16 protein-coding genes are annotated in these 17,234 nt (G+C 51.3%); 13 read left to right on the top strand and 3 right to left on the bottom strand.

Annotated features, from left to right (window positions below; translation table 11 throughout):
* Positions 1-54: 54 nt before the first annotated feature.
* The 8 genes from QMZ30_RS00170 (at position 55) to QMZ30_RS00135 (ending at position 7,334) form a co-directional block, all read left to right on the top strand.
* Positions 55-1,050, top strand: a complete 996-nt coding sequence (locus QMZ30_RS00170) for an MsnO8 family LLM class oxidoreductase (protein ID WP_283225846.1) — start codon at positions 55-57, stop codon at positions 1,048-1,050.
* 13 nt (positions 1,051-1,063) lie between these two features.
* Positions 1,064-2,212 carry an amidohydrolase gene (locus QMZ30_RS00165; protein ID WP_283226294.1) on the top strand — a complete coding sequence of 383 codons (1,149 nt, stop codon included), beginning with the start codon at positions 1,064-1,066 and terminating at the stop codon, positions 2,210-2,212.
* Between the two features lie 78 nt (positions 2,213-2,290).
* On the top strand, positions 2,291-3,604 hold the full coding sequence (locus QMZ30_RS00160; RefSeq protein WP_283225845.1) for an LLM class flavin-dependent oxidoreductase: 1,314 nt from the start codon (positions 2,291-2,293) through the stop codon (positions 3,602-3,604).
* Positions 3,605-3,623: 19 nt separating this feature from the next.
* A complete protein-coding gene (locus QMZ30_RS00155; RefSeq protein ID WP_283225844.1) occupies positions 3,624-4,556 on the top strand; it encodes an ABC transporter substrate-binding protein in 933 nt (310 codons plus the stop codon).
* Between the two features lie 9 nt (positions 4,557-4,565).
* On the top strand, positions 4,566-5,078 hold the full coding sequence (locus QMZ30_RS00150; protein ID WP_058972445.1) for a GNAT family N-acetyltransferase: 513 nt from the start codon (positions 4,566-4,568) through the stop codon (positions 5,076-5,078).
* A 10-nt stretch (positions 5,079-5,088) separates the two neighbouring features.
* Positions 5,089-6,015, top strand: a complete 927-nt coding sequence (locus QMZ30_RS00145) for an amino acid ABC transporter permease (protein ID WP_283225843.1) — start codon at positions 5,089-5,091, stop codon at positions 6,013-6,015.
* A complete protein-coding gene (locus QMZ30_RS00140) occupies positions 5,999-6,793 on the top strand; it encodes an amino acid ABC transporter ATP-binding protein (protein ID WP_283225842.1) in 795 nt (264 codons plus the stop codon). The genes QMZ30_RS00145 and QMZ30_RS00140 overlap by 17 nt, the downstream gene beginning before the upstream one ends.
* Positions 6,794-7,043: 250 nt before the next feature.
* Complete coding sequence (locus tag QMZ30_RS00135) at positions 7,044-7,334, top strand: hypothetical protein (RefSeq protein WP_283225841.1); 291 nt, start codon at positions 7,044-7,046, stop codon at positions 7,332-7,334.
* A 38-nt stretch (positions 7,335-7,372) separates the two neighbouring features.
* Here the strand turns inward: QMZ30_RS00135 and QMZ30_RS00130 are convergent, their stop codons facing one another.
* Complete coding sequence (locus tag QMZ30_RS00130; RefSeq protein WP_283225840.1) at positions 7,373-8,704, bottom strand: putative bifunctional diguanylate cyclase/phosphodiesterase; 1,332 nt, start codon at positions 8,702-8,704, stop codon at positions 7,373-7,375.
* 353 nt (positions 8,705-9,057) lie between these two features.
* Between QMZ30_RS00130 and QMZ30_RS00125 the strand changes: the two genes are divergently transcribed.
* From QMZ30_RS00125 to QMZ30_RS00115, 3 genes are all read left to right on the top strand, one after another.
* Complete coding sequence (locus QMZ30_RS00125) at positions 9,058-9,618, top strand: non-canonical purine NTP pyrophosphatase (protein ID WP_283225839.1); 561 nt, start codon at positions 9,058-9,060, stop codon at positions 9,616-9,618.
* On the top strand, positions 9,615-10,409 hold the full coding sequence (locus QMZ30_RS00120; RefSeq protein ID WP_034829783.1) for an SIR2 family protein: 795 nt from the start codon (positions 9,615-9,617) through the stop codon (positions 10,407-10,409). Before QMZ30_RS00125 ends, QMZ30_RS00120 begins: the two co-directional genes overlap by 4 nt.
* 74 nt (positions 10,410-10,483) lie before the next feature.
* Positions 10,484-10,828, top strand: coding sequence for a YebG family protein (locus QMZ30_RS00115; protein ID WP_283225838.1), 345 nt, complete (start codon positions 10,484-10,486; stop codon positions 10,826-10,828).
* Between the two features lie 155 nt (positions 10,829-10,983).
* Here the strand turns inward: QMZ30_RS00115 and QMZ30_RS00110 are convergent, their stop codons facing one another.
* Positions 10,984-12,090 carry a Fic family protein gene (locus QMZ30_RS00110; protein WP_283225837.1) on the bottom strand — a complete coding sequence of 369 codons (1,107 nt, stop codon included), beginning with the start codon at positions 12,088-12,090 and terminating at the stop codon, positions 10,984-10,986.
* 686 nt (positions 12,091-12,776) lie between these two features.
* On the opposite strand from QMZ30_RS00110, the gene QMZ30_RS00105 reads away from it, so the two are divergent.
* Together QMZ30_RS00105 and QMZ30_RS00100 are read left to right on the top strand one after the other, a co-directional pair.
* Positions 12,777-15,236: a membrane-bound PQQ-dependent dehydrogenase, glucose/quinate/shikimate family gene (locus tag QMZ30_RS00105; RefSeq protein WP_283225836.1), complete on the top strand. Its 2,460-nt coding sequence runs from the start codon at positions 12,777-12,779 to the stop codon at positions 15,234-15,236.
* Positions 15,237-15,534: 298 nt separating this feature from the next.
* Positions 15,535-15,852, top strand: coding sequence for a hypothetical protein (locus tag QMZ30_RS00100; protein ID WP_283225835.1), 318 nt, complete (start codon positions 15,535-15,537; stop codon positions 15,850-15,852).
* 345 nt (positions 15,853-16,197) lie between these two features.
* Here QMZ30_RS00100 and QMZ30_RS00095 read toward each other — a convergent pair whose 3' ends face one another.
* On the bottom strand, positions 16,198-17,229 hold the full coding sequence (locus tag QMZ30_RS00095; RefSeq protein WP_283225834.1) for a methionine synthase: 1,032 nt from the start codon (positions 17,227-17,229) through the stop codon (positions 16,198-16,200).
* Positions 17,230-17,234: the final 5 nt, after the last annotated feature.

The following is a 17,234-nucleotide window of genomic DNA, read 5'->3' as shown; positions in this document are numbered from 1 at the left end:
TACCCACCGCCACCACACACTGCTCGCCATATTCACTGAGAAAGGATTTGGCGTATGTCATATCGACTGAGTCTGTTAGATAAATCGCCGATTGCCGATGGAGAGAGCGCCGCGCATGCCCTGCATCGTACTTTACAACTGGCGCAGCAGGCTGAAGCCTGGGGCTATCATCGTTTTTGGCTGGCGGAGCATCATAATACCGATCGCCTCGCCAGCCCCTCGCCAGAGTTATTGATCGCCTGGATCATTGGCCAGACGCATCATATTCGCGTTGGTTCGGGCGGCGTGATGCTGCAGCATTACAGTCCTTACAAAGTCGCGGAAAACTTCAACCTGCTGGCCTCGCTTGCGCCGGGTCGTATTGATCTGGGCGTGGGTAAAGCGCCGGGGGGATTACCGCTCTCGACACGCGCCTTGCAGCTGGGTGTGCATCAGCAAGAGAAGGGGAATTTTGCCGAACAGCTCTCCTTGCTAGACAGCTGGCTAAATGTGCCACCCGTAGGGGATGAAGAGATCCTGCGGGCCACGCCGCAGCCGCCACGTCCTGCCAACCGTTTCTTACTGGGGGCCAGTGAGCAAAGCGCCAAACTGGCGGCCGAATTGGGTTGGCAGTTGGTGTTCGCCGCACATCATAACGGTGATCCGTTGTTGATGGAGCAGGTGCTGAACAGCTATCGCCAATACAGCAACGGTAAACAAGCGCTGGTGGCGGTGCAGGTGGTGGTCGCTGACTCGCCTGCGGAAGCGGATTTGTTAGTCGACAACCTGCGTGTTTATCACGTTAACGTAAAAGATGGCCCAAGCGTCAACGTCGGCAGTGTCGAGCAGGCGGAACGTTATGTGCGTCAGGGTGGTTATACCGACTATGTGATCGAGACGCGTATCCCTTCGCTATTGAAAGGTACAGCGGCGCAGGTTCACGCCAAACTGGACGCGCTGCACCAGAATTTCGGCATTGAAGAGTTCGTGATTGATACGCCAATAGCCGAGGAGCAGGCGCGAGTGAAATCGCTTGAGCTACTGGCTACCCATCGCTTGGTTGCTGCCTAATTCGGAGGTCATGATGAGCCACGTGAGCGAACAACAACTGATTGACTGGCGACGCGAGTTACACGGCTGGCCGGAGCTTTCGGGTCATGAAGTGGAAACCACTGCGCGTCTGCGTCGCTGGTTACAGGAGGCGGGCTTGCATCCTCTCGATTATCCGCTGGAAACCGGCGTGGTGGTGGAGGTCGGTCGTGGTGAACCCCTGATTGCGCTGCGCGCCGATATTGATGCCTTGCCGATCCACGAAGCGACCGGTCTGGCATTCCGCTCACGCAATACCGGCGTGATGCACGCCTGCGGTCATGATGTGCACAGTGCGGTGATGCTCGGTGCCGCGCTGCAACTTAAGGCTATTGAAGATCAGTTGCCCGGCCGCGTGCGCATCCTGTTTCAGCCGGCCGAAGAGAATGCCACCGGCGCGCGAAAATTGATCGACGCTGGTGTGCTGCACAATGTGCAAGCCATCTTTGGTATGCATAACGAACCCGGCTTACCTACCGGCACCTTTGCCACGCGAGGCGGGGCGTTTTATGCCAATGCCGATAAGTTTGTGGTGCATGTTTCTGCCAAAGGCGCACAACCTGATGCAACGGGTGACGGTATCTTGGTTGCCAGCCAGATTATCCAGGCGCTGCAATCATTGACCAGCCGCAGCTTCAATACTCTCGACAGTTTGGTACTCAGCGTGACACGCATCGAAGCGGGCAAAGGCGGGATCGAAGTACCAGCCGAAGCCGAGTTTGGCGGTACGGTGCGCACCCATGACAAACAGGTACGCGCCGAACTGGAGCAGCGTGCCAGACAAATTGTCGAGAATATCGCGGCTGCCAACGGTGCTCACGCCACTTTCAGCTGGCATCCGGGACCACCGGTGTTAGAGAACGATGTGCGCTGGGCGCAATTTGCCAGCCAGATTGCGCAAGAGGCGGGATATCGCGTCCAAACTGCCGAACTGCATATCGGTGGTGAAGATTTTGCCTACTACTTACAGCAGATCCCCGGTGCCTTTGTCAGCATTGGCAGTGCCAGCGAATATGGCCTGCATCATGGTGGATTTAATCCAGACGAAGCCTTGATCGCACCCGCAGCCCACTACTTTACCCAACTGGCTCAGCAGGCATTGCAGCATCTCAATGCACGATGTCGTGACGCCATTCTGAGTTAGCCCCCTTCACAAATATCTTTGTTCTGCACGGCAACGTGACGTTGCCGTCAGGCTGTGCCATGGAAAAGAGAGAACATTATGACTGCAAGACAACTGCGACTCGGCACTATCCTGCATGGTGCGTCAGGCAATATGTCAGCGTGGCGCCATCCCGCCGCGCAAGCGAACGCCAGTATCAATTTTGACTATGCCAAACATATCGCACGTAAAGCCGAGGCCGGAAAACTGGACTTCCTGTTTGTCGCTGATGGTTTGTTCATCAATGAAAAATCGATCCCGCATTTCCTTAATCGATTCGAACCGCTCACGCTGCTTTCGGCACTGGCGGGTGTAACTGAACATTTAGGATTGGTGGGCACGGTATCCACCTCCTACAGCGAACCCTTCACGGTGGCGCGCCAGTTCGCCAGCCTTGACCACCTGAGCGGCGGTCGCGCGGGCTGGAACGTCGTGACGTCACCGCTGGAGGGATCGGCGAAGAACTTTTCTCGTCAGCAGCACCCTGAGCATGCGCTGCGTTACCGCATCGCTGATGAGTATCTGCAGGTGGTAAAAGGGTTATGGGATTCATGGGAGGGCGATGCGTTTGTGCGTAACAAAGAGAGCGGTCAGTTCTTTGAACCAGAAAAGCTTCATACGCTCAATCACCACGGTGATTTCTTCCAGGTGCAAGGTCCACTGAATATCGAGCGTACACCGCAGGGGCGTCCGATCGTCTTCCAGGCGGGTGCATCAGAAGACGGTAAAAAGCTGGCTGCGCGTCATGCGGACGCCATCTTTACCCATCAACCCACGCGCGAAGAGGCGCAGGCTTTTTATAAAGATGTGAAAAAGCAGTTGGTGGCGAACGGACGCGAGCCGCAGGATCTGCATATCTTCCAGGGCGTGGGCGTGATTGTGGGCGATGATGCGGCCGATGTTGAACGCCAGTATCAAACCACCGCAGCGCTGGTGTCCATTCAGGATGCACTGAACTACCTGGGGCGCTTCTTTGATCATCACGACTTCTCTCAATACCCACTCGACGCACCTTTCCCGGATATCGGTGATATCGGTCAGAACAGCTTCCGCAGTACCACTGACGAAATCAAACGCAAAGCACGCGAGCATGGCCACACGCTGCGCCAGGCGGCACTGGAAGCGGCGACACCGCGCCCGCTGTTCTTTGGCACACCCGAAGAGGTGGCGGATGGCTTGCAGTTATGGTTCGAAAGCGAGGCCACCGATGGCTTCATTATTCAGGGCGGCACGCCGGATACCTTCGAGCGCTTTGTGGATCGTGTAATCCCCATTCTGCAAGCACGCGGCTTAACCCGCAGCGAATATCCCGGCACTACGCTGCGTGCCAGCTTTGGTCTGAAAGATCCGGTCAATCAGTTCACACAACAATAATTTAAAGAGAAAACACGCTATGCAGAAAAAATCCCTTATCGCACTGATGTTACTGGGCCTGAGCAGTGCGGCATTCGCTGATGATGTGGCGGTGAATGGTCAACAGATCAGTCTTGAAGCGAATAAAACACCGGTGAACACGGCAAAAAATGCGGCGGCTGTCGCGCAGATCCCGGCTGGACATAAATTTGCGGTGCCGGGCTCGTTTACGGTGGCCGTGGCGGCACAAAACTCACCGCCATTGACGGTGTTTAGCGACGACAACAAAACCTTGCTGGGCAGTGAAGTGGATATCGCCCGGTTAGTGGCGGACAGCCTGGGCCTGAAGCTCAACGTGCTACCGACCTCATGGGAAGACTGGCCGCTAGGCGTAGCATCGGGCAAATATGATGCTGCCATCAGCAACGTAACCGTCACCAAAGAGCGCAAAGAGCGTTTTGACTTCGCGACCTATCGCAAAGACTCCCTCGGTTTCTACGTCAAATCCAGCAGCCCCATCAAATCACTGAGCAAAGCGGAAGATATTGCCGGTTTGCGCATCATCGTAGGCTCAGGCACTAACCAGGAAGCGATCTTGCTGGCGTGGGACAAAGAGAATCAGGCCAAAGGCTTGAAACCTTTCACGCCGATTTACACCAAGGATGATGCTGCACAAACGCTGGCGTTACAGTCGGGCCGTGCCGATGCCTACTTCGGTCCGAATGTGATTGGTGCCTGGAAAGCGGCATTGACGCACCAGACCCGCTTAGTGGGTAGCGTCGATGGTGGCTGGCCGAAAGCGGCGCATATCGCGGTCACGGTAAAGAAGGGCAGCGGTCTGGCGGAACCGATCAACACCGCGCTGAACGGTGTGATCAAAAACGGCGATTACGACAAGGTGCTGAATCGCTGGGGTGAAGGCGTGGAGCGTCTGGATCACTCTGAAATCAACCCAGCCGGTCTGGGCGATTAAGGAGGCCGCATGAGTCAGCAATTTTTCCGCGAAGTGCACCCTGAAGCAGCAGAATTGCAACCGATTATCACCGGCTTGTTTGGTGAGTATGCTGCGCGCTACGGCGACTTCTTCAAGAGCGCCAATGAGGTCGAACTCAGCGAATGGTATTTGCCGCCGCGCGGCTTGTTTATCGTGCTGGAACGTGATGGCGAGATTATCGCGATGGGTGCGTTCAAGCCCTATGACGAGGTGACGGCGGAACTCAAACGTATCTGGACGCGCAGCGATCTTCGCCGTCAGGGCTTAGCGTTGCTGATTCTGCAAGAGCTGGAGCGGCGCGCCTTGCGTGCCGGTTATCAGCGCGTATTTCTGACCACCGGTTTTCGTCAGCCGGAAGCGGTGCAGCTCTACATCGGCCATGGTTATCAGCCGCAGTTTGCGCTACTCGAAGATATGGAAATCTACGGTCAGCCGCCGCATGACGGTCGTCTGCGCTTTTTAAAAGTCATTGATGTACACAGCGTGGCGCAGGCCAGTTAAGGGGGATGAAATGAGTAAAGAACAACGCTTAACCGTGGTGCCCGCACGCTATCCTGGACGCGTATTCGGGGCAATTGTCGCCCTGTTTATTCTGGCCAGCGTGATGGATTCTGTGGCCTTTAATCCGCGTTGGGAGTGGAGCGTATTTGCCCGCTGGTTCTTTGATCCGGTAATCCTGTATGGATTGGGACAAACCCTGCTGCTGACGCTCTTTGGTACGGTGCTGAGCCTGTTTTTCGGCGGCTTACTGGCCTTGGCGCGGCTCTCATCCTCATGGCTGTTAAGCACGTTAGCGTTCGGCTACATCTGGCTGTTCCGTTCGCTTCCGCTGATTGTGGTGCTAATCATTCTGTATAACTTCTCCTATCTCTACGACACCTTGTCTCTGGGCGTGCCTTTTACCGCGCTCTCTTGGGGGCATTTCCAGACCATCAACGTGCTGGGCCAATTTCCAGCAGCCGTGATTGGCCTGACGCTGGTGCAAAGCGCCTACAGCGCGGAGATCATTCGTGGTGGCTTTTTGGGGGTTGATCACGGTCAGTTTGAAGCGGCCTCAGCGTTGGGATTATCCTCTTCGCGACGCACGTTCCGCATCATTCTGCCGCAGGCGCTGCGCGCCATTATTCCCACCACGTTTAATGAAATCATCAGTCTCGCGAAAGGCACGTCCATGGTGTACGTGCTGGCGATGCCGGAGCTGTTTTATACCATCCAGATGATCTACAACCGCACCCAGCAGGTCATTCCTCTGCTGATGGTGGGCGCGGCTTGGTACCTGATCATCACCACCGTGTTGTCACTGTTGCAGCATAGCGTTGAACGCTGGCTGGCACGCAGCGTAACGCGTGAGCCACAACCCTCGCGCTGGCGTCAGTGGCGCAATCGACCTGTCACTTCTATCGCAAATGAGGAGCTCTCCCATGTCCGAGGCCATTGATTATCGTCATCTGCACAGCACCGGTGCCATCAGCATTACCGGCGTGAGTAAGTCGTTTGGCAAACACAAAGCGCTGGATGAGGTATCGCTGGAGCTGGAGCCCGGATCGGTGACGGTGATCCTTGGCCCATCAGGTTCCGGCAAATCCACGTTGCTACGCACCATTAATCATCTGGAGCGTGTTGATGAAGGTTTTATCCAGATCGACGGGGATTACATTGGCTACCAGCGTCGTGGTGACAAACTGTATGAGCTGAAAGAGAAGGCGATTTTACGCCAGCGTATCAACGTCGGTTATGTCTTTCAGAACTTCAATCTGTTCCCGCATCTGACGGTACTGGAAAACCTCATCGAGGCGCCGATTGCCCATCGTCAGCTATCCCGTCGTGAGGCAATCGAACGCGCCGGTGAACTGCTGGATATCGTGGGACTGCGCCACAAAGCCGGTGCATGGCCGCGTCATCTTTCTGGCGGCCAGCAGCAGCGCATCGCGATTGCACGCGCGTTAATGCTCAATCCTCGGGTGATGTTGTTTGATGAACCCACCTCAGCGCTCGATCCCGAGCTGGTGGGGGAAGTGCTGGACGTGATTAAAAAGCTGGCGCGATCCGGCACGACCTTAGTGATTGTCACGCACGAGATTGGCTTTGCACGTGAGGTGGCGGACCACGTGGTGTTTATGGTGGATGGCCGCATTGTCGAGCAGGGCAGCAGCCATCAGGTTCTGAGTCAACCGCGCCATGAGCGCACTAAACGTTTTCTGGCACGGGTGCTGTAATGGAAAGAGTGATTGTGTATCAGTAGTTTTCATCAGATATTGGTTGCGAGAAAACTCACAATTTAATTGTTGTGAGTTTTTTTGTTTTCATTGGTTATTGATTGAGGTCTTATTTTAGTAAATGCGAGTGAATTATCTCATTTATTTCTTTCTCTCTTACGAGGAGCGGTATTGTTTCTCTGATTGAATGCGTTGAATATTAATGCCAGCAAGACAGACAGGTTAATCATTCACACATTGGGGAATTGAAATGGAATCGAGAGTTAAAAAGCTAGAGAATTTGTTTTCGGATTTAGCGACGGATGTCGCTGTTATCAAATCTAACCATGCAACAAAGCAGGATCTCGCTGAGGTGCGTTCAGAAGTTCGGGAAATCAAAGCCGATATTGCGTCAATAAAACAAAACTACGCGACAAAAGCTGATGTTCTGGCTATCAGAGGCGATCTGTATCAGGCGATCACCTCACAAACCAAATGGATGGTCTCGATGCAATTGATAACTATGGGATTGGCGTTAGCCGTGGCGAAAGCGATATTTTAATCTTCAGGCGGCAGTGATGCCGCCTGGATAAGACCGTGTTAACTTGATGCTCTTCGTATCCACAGGGCTGCCTCTCCCGCCGGGAGCGGGCGGGCAAAGTGATAGCCCTGGAACAGGTGGCAGCCTTTGTCACGTAGATATTCGAAATACTCTTCGCTCTCAATGCCTTCGGCCAACACGTTCAGCCCCATATCGCGCGATAATTCGATAGTTTTGAGTACCACAATGGCGGCAGATTCATTTTTAAAAATCTGCATTATCAATGATTTATCAATTTTTATGTCATCAATAGCAAAATCACTGATCGATTTGAGAGACGAATAGCCCACGCCAAAATCATCAATCGCCCATTTAATGCCCAGCTGGCTAAAGTGTGCGATAACGCCACCAATGCGCTTTTGATCATAGATGAAGGTGGTCTCAGTGATTTCAAACTTTAGTCTTTCAGGACTGATTTTATAATGCGAAAGCGTCAGTAGCGTATCCTGAGTAAAATCCCGATGCATTAATTGTAACGGGCTGATATTGATCGAAAATTTCAATTTGCTCAGATTGAACATGCGGTCCCAATCCGACATCTGTTGCAGGGTGCGTTCCATCACCCATTTACCGATCTCAATAATCAGCCCGCTTTTCTCCGCCACCGGGATAAAAACCTCGGGTGAAATAAAGCCTTTCACCGGATGCTTCCAGCGTAGCAGGGCTTCAAAGCCAATCAGTTTCTTATCTACATCCACCTGCGGTTGGTAGTAAAGTTCCAGTTCATTATTCGTGATGGCGTTTGACAGTTCCCGCTTAATCAGATCGGTTTCCGAATAATTACCTCGTGAGGTAAATACCGTTAATAATAATGCCACGATAGGGACACTGCAATTGACAATATAAAATCCATACTCTTCAGGGATATTTAATTGAAATCCACCATTCTGCCAGGTGAGCCCAGTCACGATGAACAGGAGATACACTGCGAGGCAAATAAGCGGGAATGCCTTGCTAAGATAGCCAGACTGTTGGCGCAACACGAGCGAAGAACCAATGGTTAAAGCCAGCAGGTAATTATATTCGGTATGTTTACCCGCTGTATGATAATTATCGACTAATAACAACAGGGTAATACTCACCAAAAGGGCATGAACAATGATGTAGAGGTGATATTTCAACCGAGTGCAAAAGGCCGCACAGGTGATATAAACGCCTAACGCGCTGCTCACACAATACAATAACGCCACATTATTATGGCCCCGACTGTAGTTAAAATATATCATAAACAGCCCAGCAAAAATGCTGGAAATCCCGGCGATTAATAAGGTTAAGCGCAGTTTCTTTTCCAGACTGTCTCCTTTCAATATGAAAGGAAGATTGCGGATCATGGAATATCTTGAACTGAAATAAGAGATCATGAGTTATCTTATTGGTGTCATAATTATTTAATATTTTCAGCAGGGTATATTAAGGAAAAGCGAGACGGCTGTCATAACTGTTTTCATGTTATTTACACAGAAACCGGCTTGATGGTAATTTGAGATTGTCCAGAACAGTCTGCCAATGATAGATGATAAGTCGATATAAGATGGCGGTGGCAGTCGATAATTTTCTCTTGGTTAGCCTCTGTCAGAAGCTTGCAAAGAGTATCGTCCAATTTACCCACAGGAAGATTGTTCCTACCCACTGACTATGCCTCGCGTTAGAATGAAATCTGAATACCTCAAAACGACGGGTTGCAATGAAAATTCGATTCCTTTCTGCGAATGAACTCAAGCTGGCCGAAGTCCGTACCATCCTGGAGCCAGTGGGCGTTGAGGTGATCCCCATCGCCCGCCGCATCGAAGAGATTCAGACTGAAAATGAGGTGGAGTTGGTGCGTGACAAACTCACCAAAGCCTTTTCTATTATTGGTCGTCCGCTGTTTGTTGAACACACCGGTTTATATCTCGATGGGCTAAACGGTTTACCTGCCGGCCTGACGCGTATTTTCTGGAGCCGTTTGCATGCGGAGCGCTTTACTAAACTGGTGGGCGGTTTAGATAGCCCCAACGTGACAGCAAAGACGGTGCTCGGCTACTGCGATGGGCGTAAAATGTATCAGTTTGAAGGTCAGCTGCGTGGCACCATTGCTCCGGCTCCCGCTGGCCCCCAAGAGTTTCAGTGGGATTGCGTGTTTATTCCTGAAGGTCACTCCCAGACTTTTGCAGAAATGGGGGAACTGAAAAACGAGATCTCAATGCGGCGTTTAGCGCTGGACCGCTTCGCCACCTTTCTAAAAACATCACGGGGACTGGCATGAAACCGGAACTCAAACGTGCCTACGATGCAGGGAAACTGATCCTGTTCGCGGGGGCGGGTATTTCACGCAATCTTGGCTTGCCGGAATGGCATGAGCTAATTGCGCATCTTGCTAAAGAACTGGGTTACGATCCGAAAATCTTCAACACCTACGGCACACATCTGTCATTGGCGGAATATTACAAGCAACGCAAAGGATCGCTGGGACCTTTACGCAGTTGGATGGATCGTGAATGGCACCGCCCAGATATTGATGTGCGGAGTTCAGAAATCCATACCATGATCACTCAGGGCAACTTTTCGCGCATCTACACCACCAACTACGATCGCTGGCTGGAGATGGCACACGAGGCGCATAACGTGCCCTACAGCAAGGTGGCCAACGCGGCGGATTTGGTTTCATTGACAGAAGACAAGCGCCATATCATTAAACTTCATGGCGATTTTGACGATGATACCTCTATCGTTTTAGATGAAAGCAGCTACTTTGAACGCCTCTACTTCGATTCGCCGTTGGATATCAAACTGACCCATGATGTGATGGGCAACTCCGTGTTGTTTGTGGGATACAGCATCAGCGATTTCAACATTCGTCTGTTATTCTACCGGCTGACAAAAATGTGGGGGCGAACAGGCCTCGCGACCGCGCGTCCTAAATCCTATCTGTTTACCAATCGTAATAATCCGGTTGCAAAAGAGGTGTTGGGGCAGTGGGGCATCGAAATGATCGTGTCAGAAGAGGACGATCCGCGCAAAGCGCTGGCCACGTTCCTGGAAGAATTACTGGCTTAATGAGCAGAAAGTGATTGCTCAAAAAAGTTTGCTTAGAATATACTGTATATAAATACAGTTAACCGAGGTGCATCATGGCAGTCGAAACCAAATATGTTGTTGTCAGAAAGGGTGAAGAAAAGATGACGTTTGCCAATAAAAAAGACGCGGATGCCTGGGACAAAATGCTCGATATGGCTGACGCCTTCACCGACTGGCTGCAACAGCATCAGCCTGAGCTGGATGAAGCGCAAGCCGAATCATTGGGCATGTTACTGGCAGAACAGAAAGACGCGGTGCAGCATATCCTTCGCACCAGCAAGTTACCGGATGCAGTAAAGGAAGAAGCTGTTGAGAGTGCTGAAAGCGAAACTGAAGCCTCTGCTGACGCGGAAGTGAGTACGCCAGAAAAGAAAGTACGCGCAGTTAAAGCGGCGTGATGCGTGAAGGGCGATCCATGGGTCGCCCTTCATTTGTGTCACGTTATGCGCATTAATGCGCACCCTACGAATACCACGCGATGATCGTAGGGCTGCCATGTATGGCCACCGAAAGCGCTTTTCAGGCAAGCATAACGCCCTTTATTTATGCCGCATCAATGCTTAATTTGATAGCGTGTACTGCGCCCGCCGCCCGGTAATTTCTCCAGACAGCCCTTTTCCAGCAACTCCACCAAATGACGTGTCGCCGTGGCTTTACTCACCTTCGCCACCTTTTGATACTGACTGGCGCTGATACCTTCCGTGAATCCCTGTTCGCCGCCGTCGAGTAATCGATTGAGCACGCGCGTTTGCTCCGCATTTAGTTGAGCCGCATTGTGGATTAGCCAGAAGCGGGCTTTGTTTTGCGTGCGCGTCACAATCGCTAACGCCTGATCCAGACTGTCTTGCAGCACATCCAGAAACCACATAAGCCATTCGGTGATATCCAGTTCACCGCGCTGGGTTTCCTGCAGAATCCGATAATAATCGGCACGTCTTGTCAGGATCGACGCAGACATGGCATACAGGCGAATACTCTGGCTATCTGCCTGCGCCAGTGCCAGGTCTGTCAGCGCGCGCGTGATACGGCCATTCCCGTCATCAAAGGGATGTAGCGTTACAAACCACAAGTGGCAAAGGGCCGCTCGCAGCAGGGGGTCGAGTATCACATCATCACGACTGTGATTAAACCAAGCGATAAAACCCCCCAGTTGCGTTTCTAGTCCAGCACGAGGCGGTGCTTCAAAATGCACGGTAGGGCGGTCAATCCGTCCCGACACCACCTGCATCGGCTCTTCCCCGCGCAACGCACCGACATTGAAACGTTTGAGGGACCATTCACTGGCAGGAAATAGCCAGTGATGCCATTGGCATAGTCTTTCCAACGTCAATGGCGTATCACGTTGGGAGATGGCATCCATCATCATGGTGGCCAGTCCTTCCGAGCGATCAGAAACCGGGTAGGGTTGTTCCAGTGTCACGCCCAGCCGACGGGCGAGGGAAGATCGCACCGATTGCGCGTTGACGCGTTCATCTTCAATCGCGGAGGAAGCGAGGATATTGTTAAGTAACGTATCTAGCGTCTGCTGATCGTTATTATCAGCCACGCTTGCGCGCCCCAGCAGCACTCCACGTTGCTGTTGCAGCGAGCGTAAACGCGGCAGTAATTTTTCATCCTGCCAGCGAAAATGCGGCCAGTCTGGCTGTTGCCATATCCACATGTTTAACCTCAATGCATTGACGAGATGAGCTGAATAATCGTTGTATTTAGCTCATGTGGTGAGCTGATTGAAATGTTATTCGGCTCACAATGTGAGTTGAATGATAGTGTTTAATCGGCTCAAAAGCCAGATTCTGTTAGGTGCAGATAGGGCGACATGTGGCGATTTCAGGCTGAAATTGGCCTTTGATTGGGGAGCATTACGGGCAATTGTGAGGTGAGAATCAGGTCGGAAACAGGGAAGTAACCCCGGCATGGCCGGGATTACCGCGTTCATTAATGAGTGAACAGTGAAAATGTACCGGAGTAGTAACTGACCATCCATGCCACGTACACCAGCCATATCAACAGCAATCCTGTTAAACCTAATTTACCTGTCATATTCGTATCCTCTTCTTATTTGGCGCTGTGCGCCCTGTAAGAAATAAACTGACAGCAGAGCGAGTCGGCGATCTTGCGCCAGATCAAAAACAGCGTTTTTTGTCGCGGAAATGATGTGTCAGAAATTGTTCGAGGCTGAAAAAATAATTTATGACGGAAACAGTAAGGATAATAAGCGGATAAAAAGTGCCGATTGTTTCTCAACATGGCGATCTAACGCAGTGAAATAACAAAAAGATCCTACAATTTACGGCGAAGTTTAAAAAATATTCAATCCTGCAATTCTTTTGGCAAAGGAAATTTATTTTGAACATCGCAAACCGAATAACCAGACTCTCGTTCTGGAATAGATTATTTGCTCTTATTCTGCTGCTGTTAGGCATCACGCTGGCCGTGGGAGGCGGCTGGCTGGCAGCATTAGGCGGAAACTGGTATTACGTGCTGGCGGGTATCGGGCTGGTGATATCCGCTGTGCTGATCTTTATGAGAAGAAGTAGCGGCGCAGGTTGGTTTGCGCTGGTGTTTATTGGCACCTTGATCTGGACCATTCAGGAGTCTGGGCTCGACTATTGGCGTTGGGTACCACGTTTCGCTCTGATGCTTATTCTCGGCATCTGGTTTGCCTTTCAACTGCCTAATCTGGCACCGCGTGTCAGCCGGGGGGCATCACGTGTATTGGCAGGTTTGTTAATCGTGGCATTTATTGTGGCTGCGGCGTTGCCGTTTGCGCCACTCAATGAGACACCTGCGACCAACGTTCCGGCAGCAGGCTCAGCAAACTATCTGGCCGACACCGGCAACGGTAAAGCCTCCACGCCGGATAACGGCGACTGGTATACCTACGGTGGTTCGCTGGCATCGCAACGTTTTGCCAACGCGAATCAGATTACGCCCGATAACGTCAAAGATCTGAAACTTGCATGGCAATTTCGTACTGGCGACCTGCCCAAGGCGCGTTGGGGTGGAGAGAATACGCCAATTAAGGTTGGCGATACTTTATATACCTGCACCGCGCGCAACATGGTATTTGCGCTGGATGCGGCAACCGGGAAAGAGAAGTGGCATTTTGATCCGAAAGTCAGCGACAAGTCGATCCCTTACACTGCCGCTTGTCGCGGTTTGACCTGGTATGACAGTCAAACCAACAGCCACGCGACCACGGGTCAAGTGGCGGCGATGCCAGAAGGGGATAACAGTGACTGCCAGCAGCGCATCATTCTCGGTACGTTGGATGCACGCATCATTGAGCTGAATGCCAAAACCGGTGAGGTATGTCGCAGCTTTGGTAACCAAGGCACGGTAAATCTGGCTGAGGACATGGGCGAAATCTATGACGGCTATGTCGCCATCAACTCTGCGCCGGTGGTGATCCGCGATACGCTGGTGGTAGGCCATCAGACCATTGACGGTCAAAGAGCTTTTGGGCCTCCGGGCGTGATCAAAGCTTATGATGTGCGTACTGGCGCGTTGAAATGGGCGTGGGATGCCGCCGCGCCAGACACCGCAACACCGAAAAAAGGGCCGAATGCCTATAAGCGCGGTTCGCCAGATGTCTGGACCTCCTTTACCGGTGACGACAAGCTGGGGCTGGTTTATCTGCCCGTTGGTAACTCATCAGGCGACTATTGGAGCGGTACCCGCACACCTGCGGAGAACAAGTATTCTGTTTCGTTGACCGCACTCAACATTGAAACCGGGCTGCCAGTGTGGACCTTCCAGACAGCGCATAAAGACGTCTGGGACTATGATCCCGGTTCACAACCCACGCTGGTGGATTATCCCGATAAGGATGGCGGTAAAACGCCAGCCATTATCATGCCGACCAAACAGGGGGAGATTTACGTGCTGGACCGTCGTACCGGTAAATCGCTGTTTGGTGTTGAGGAACGTCCGGTGCCAGGTGGTGGGGTAGAACCCGATCAGCGCTCGCCCACGCAACCTTACTCACTGTTCCACCATCTCAGCAAACCAGATCTTACGCCACAAGATATGTGGGGTCTGACACCGGTGGATCAGCTGGTATGCCGAATTCAGTTCCAGAAGGCCAGCTATAAAGGCCAATACACGCCTCCTGAAGCCGATCGTCATTCAATTGAGTACCCTGGCTATAACGGTGGGTCGGACTGGGGCAGCGTTGCGGTGGATCCGACACGAGGCATTATCATTGCGAACTACAACGATATGCCGAACTACAACATTCTGGTTCCGCGCGTGAAAGCCGATGCGCTGGGCTGGAAGCCACGCGATGAAATTCCCTATAACCCGCACGATACTGGCCATGCGGAGGGGGCGGGCGACCCGCAAATAGGTGTGCCATATGCTGTTAACGTGAATGCAGGCTGGCGTTTACCTTACACGGGGATGTTGTGTAAGGAGCCACCGTATGGCGGAATTCGTGCCATTGATCTGCGTGATGGCCGCACGATATGGGATCGCCCACTGGGCACCGCGCGTCGCAACGGTCCGTTTGGACTGCCAACTGGGTTACCTATCAATATCGGAACGCCAAACAATGGGGGTTCGGTGGTGACAGCCAGCGGATTAGTCTTTGTTGCTGCTGCGACAGATGATCTGATTCGCGCCATTGATATGCGAACCGGCAAGCAGGTGTGGAGCACGGAACTCCCGGCGGGTGGGCAGGCTAATCCAATGATCTATACAGAAAATGGACGTGAATATCTGGTGATTGTCGCGGCGGGTCATCACTTTATGGAAACCCCAGTGGGGGATTACGTGTTGGCGTACGCGCTTCCGGAAAGCAAGTAAATAAGAACAGACGGCATTGGGAAAACCCAATGCCGATATAAATCACATGGGTTATCATCTGAGTGGATAAATATGTGACCGTCTACGCATTATTTAAATAAATTAGCTGAAATTAACTCTGATAAAATCTGGTTTATTTTTATTCATTGCTTAAATTTTCCTAATGAAAAGAATGACTCCCATTACATATTTAAAAGTTCTCGTAAGCAACTCTATTAATGTTGGCTACTAATGACAGAGAAATTTATCGAGATATGCTTGTGTTACCACATAGTGTGGTATCACAGGAAATCTAAAAATGAGAAGAATTAGCGTTGAAGAAATGATGATGGTATCTGGCGCAGGCAACTATGCTGATAAATTTGGCATGGGGAATCCAAAAAACAGTAATAGTTCGAATAAAAACGGCAATCCGCGTTATGGTGATCCTGGTGTGGCTGATTGTAATCGAGCCATTCTCGTGGGCGGCGTTTTAGGCGGGTTAGGTGGAGGAATTGTGGGAGCAGGACTGGGTGTGGCAGGTGCGGCCTTGGGGAGTGACTGTTCAAAATCATCTTCTAACAATAGCAGCAATCACAATGGCGGGAATAGCATCGGTGGTCAGTGCCGCTGGTAAAGTAAGCGCGTCATCTGATATTAAGGGCATGCATATTGAGGCAGATGATGAATAAGTGGGTTAAAGGATTATGTGTGTTTTTTGGAATAATGGTTGGTAACTTATTCCTCAATGGTGCAGGTGTAAATGATGGACCTTATGCGGCGCCTGAAAAGATTTCTCATTTAATGATAATGATTTTGACGTGGTGGGGGACAATAAACATATTTCTGAAAATATCATCTTTTATCACCACGCCTAAACATTAACGTCAGTCATTTAACGATCTGATTTAACCCGCCCATATCCCATTTCATCAACATCTTGGGATATGGGCTGTTAAGCTCATGTAGTCAATTAAACGCTTTATTTAGCCAACAGCTCATTACGCACAATCGCAGCGCCTGCGCTTAAAGCATTCAATTTTCCGCGCGCCACTTCGCGAGACAGAGGTGTCATACCGCAGTTAGTCGAAGGATAGAGCTTGTCGGCATCGACAAACTGCAGGGCTTTACGCAGGGTATCAGCCACTTGTTCAGGTGTCTCGATGTCGTTGGTTGCCACGTCAATTGCGCCGACCATCACTTTTTTACCCCGGATCAATTCAATCAGATCCATTGGCACGCGAGAGTTTTGACACTCAAGTGAAACGATATCGATAGACGATTTTTGCAGTTTAGGGAACACTTCTTCGTACTGGCGCCACTCGGTACCCAGCGTCTTTTTCCAGTCAGTATTGGCTTTGATGCCATAGCCATAGCAAATGTGAACGGCAGTTTCGCATTTCAGCCCTTCAACGGCGCGCTCTAAAGCCGCGATACCCCAGTCATTCACTTCATCGAAGAACACGTTAAATGCGGGTTCATCGAACTGAATAATGTCGATGCCCACAGCCTCCAACTCTTTGGCTTCCTGATTCAGGATTTTGGCAAATTCCCAGGCCAGTTTCTCACGGCTTTTGTAGTGGTTATCATAAAGCGTGTCGATCATGGTCATCGGACCCGGCAGCGCCCATTTAATCGGCTGCTTGGTTTGCTGACGCAGGAATTTGGCATCTTCGATAAATACCGGCTTCATACGTTCTACCGCGCTAATGACGGTAGGCACGCTGGCATCATAGCGGTTACGAATTCTGACGATCTCGCGCTTCTGAAAATCCACGCCATTGAGATGTTCAATAAAGGTGGTAACAAAGTGCTGACGTGTTTGTTCGCCATCACTGACAATATCAATCCCTGCCTGTAATTGATCATCCAGAATTAAACGCAACGCATCTTTTTTACCGTCAACCAGTTCCTGGCCTTGTAATTTCCACGGCGACCATAGCGTCTCAGGTTGTGCCAGCCAAGAGGGCTTCGGCAAGCTGCCAGCAGTGGACGTCGGTAATAATGTTTTCATAAGTG

This window comes from Pantoea sp. EA-12 (genome assembly GCF_030053355.1).
GTDB lineage: Bacteria > Pseudomonadota > Gammaproteobacteria > Enterobacterales > Enterobacteriaceae > Pantoea > Pantoea vagans_C.
This window is presented reverse-complemented; position numbering and strand designations above follow the sequence as displayed.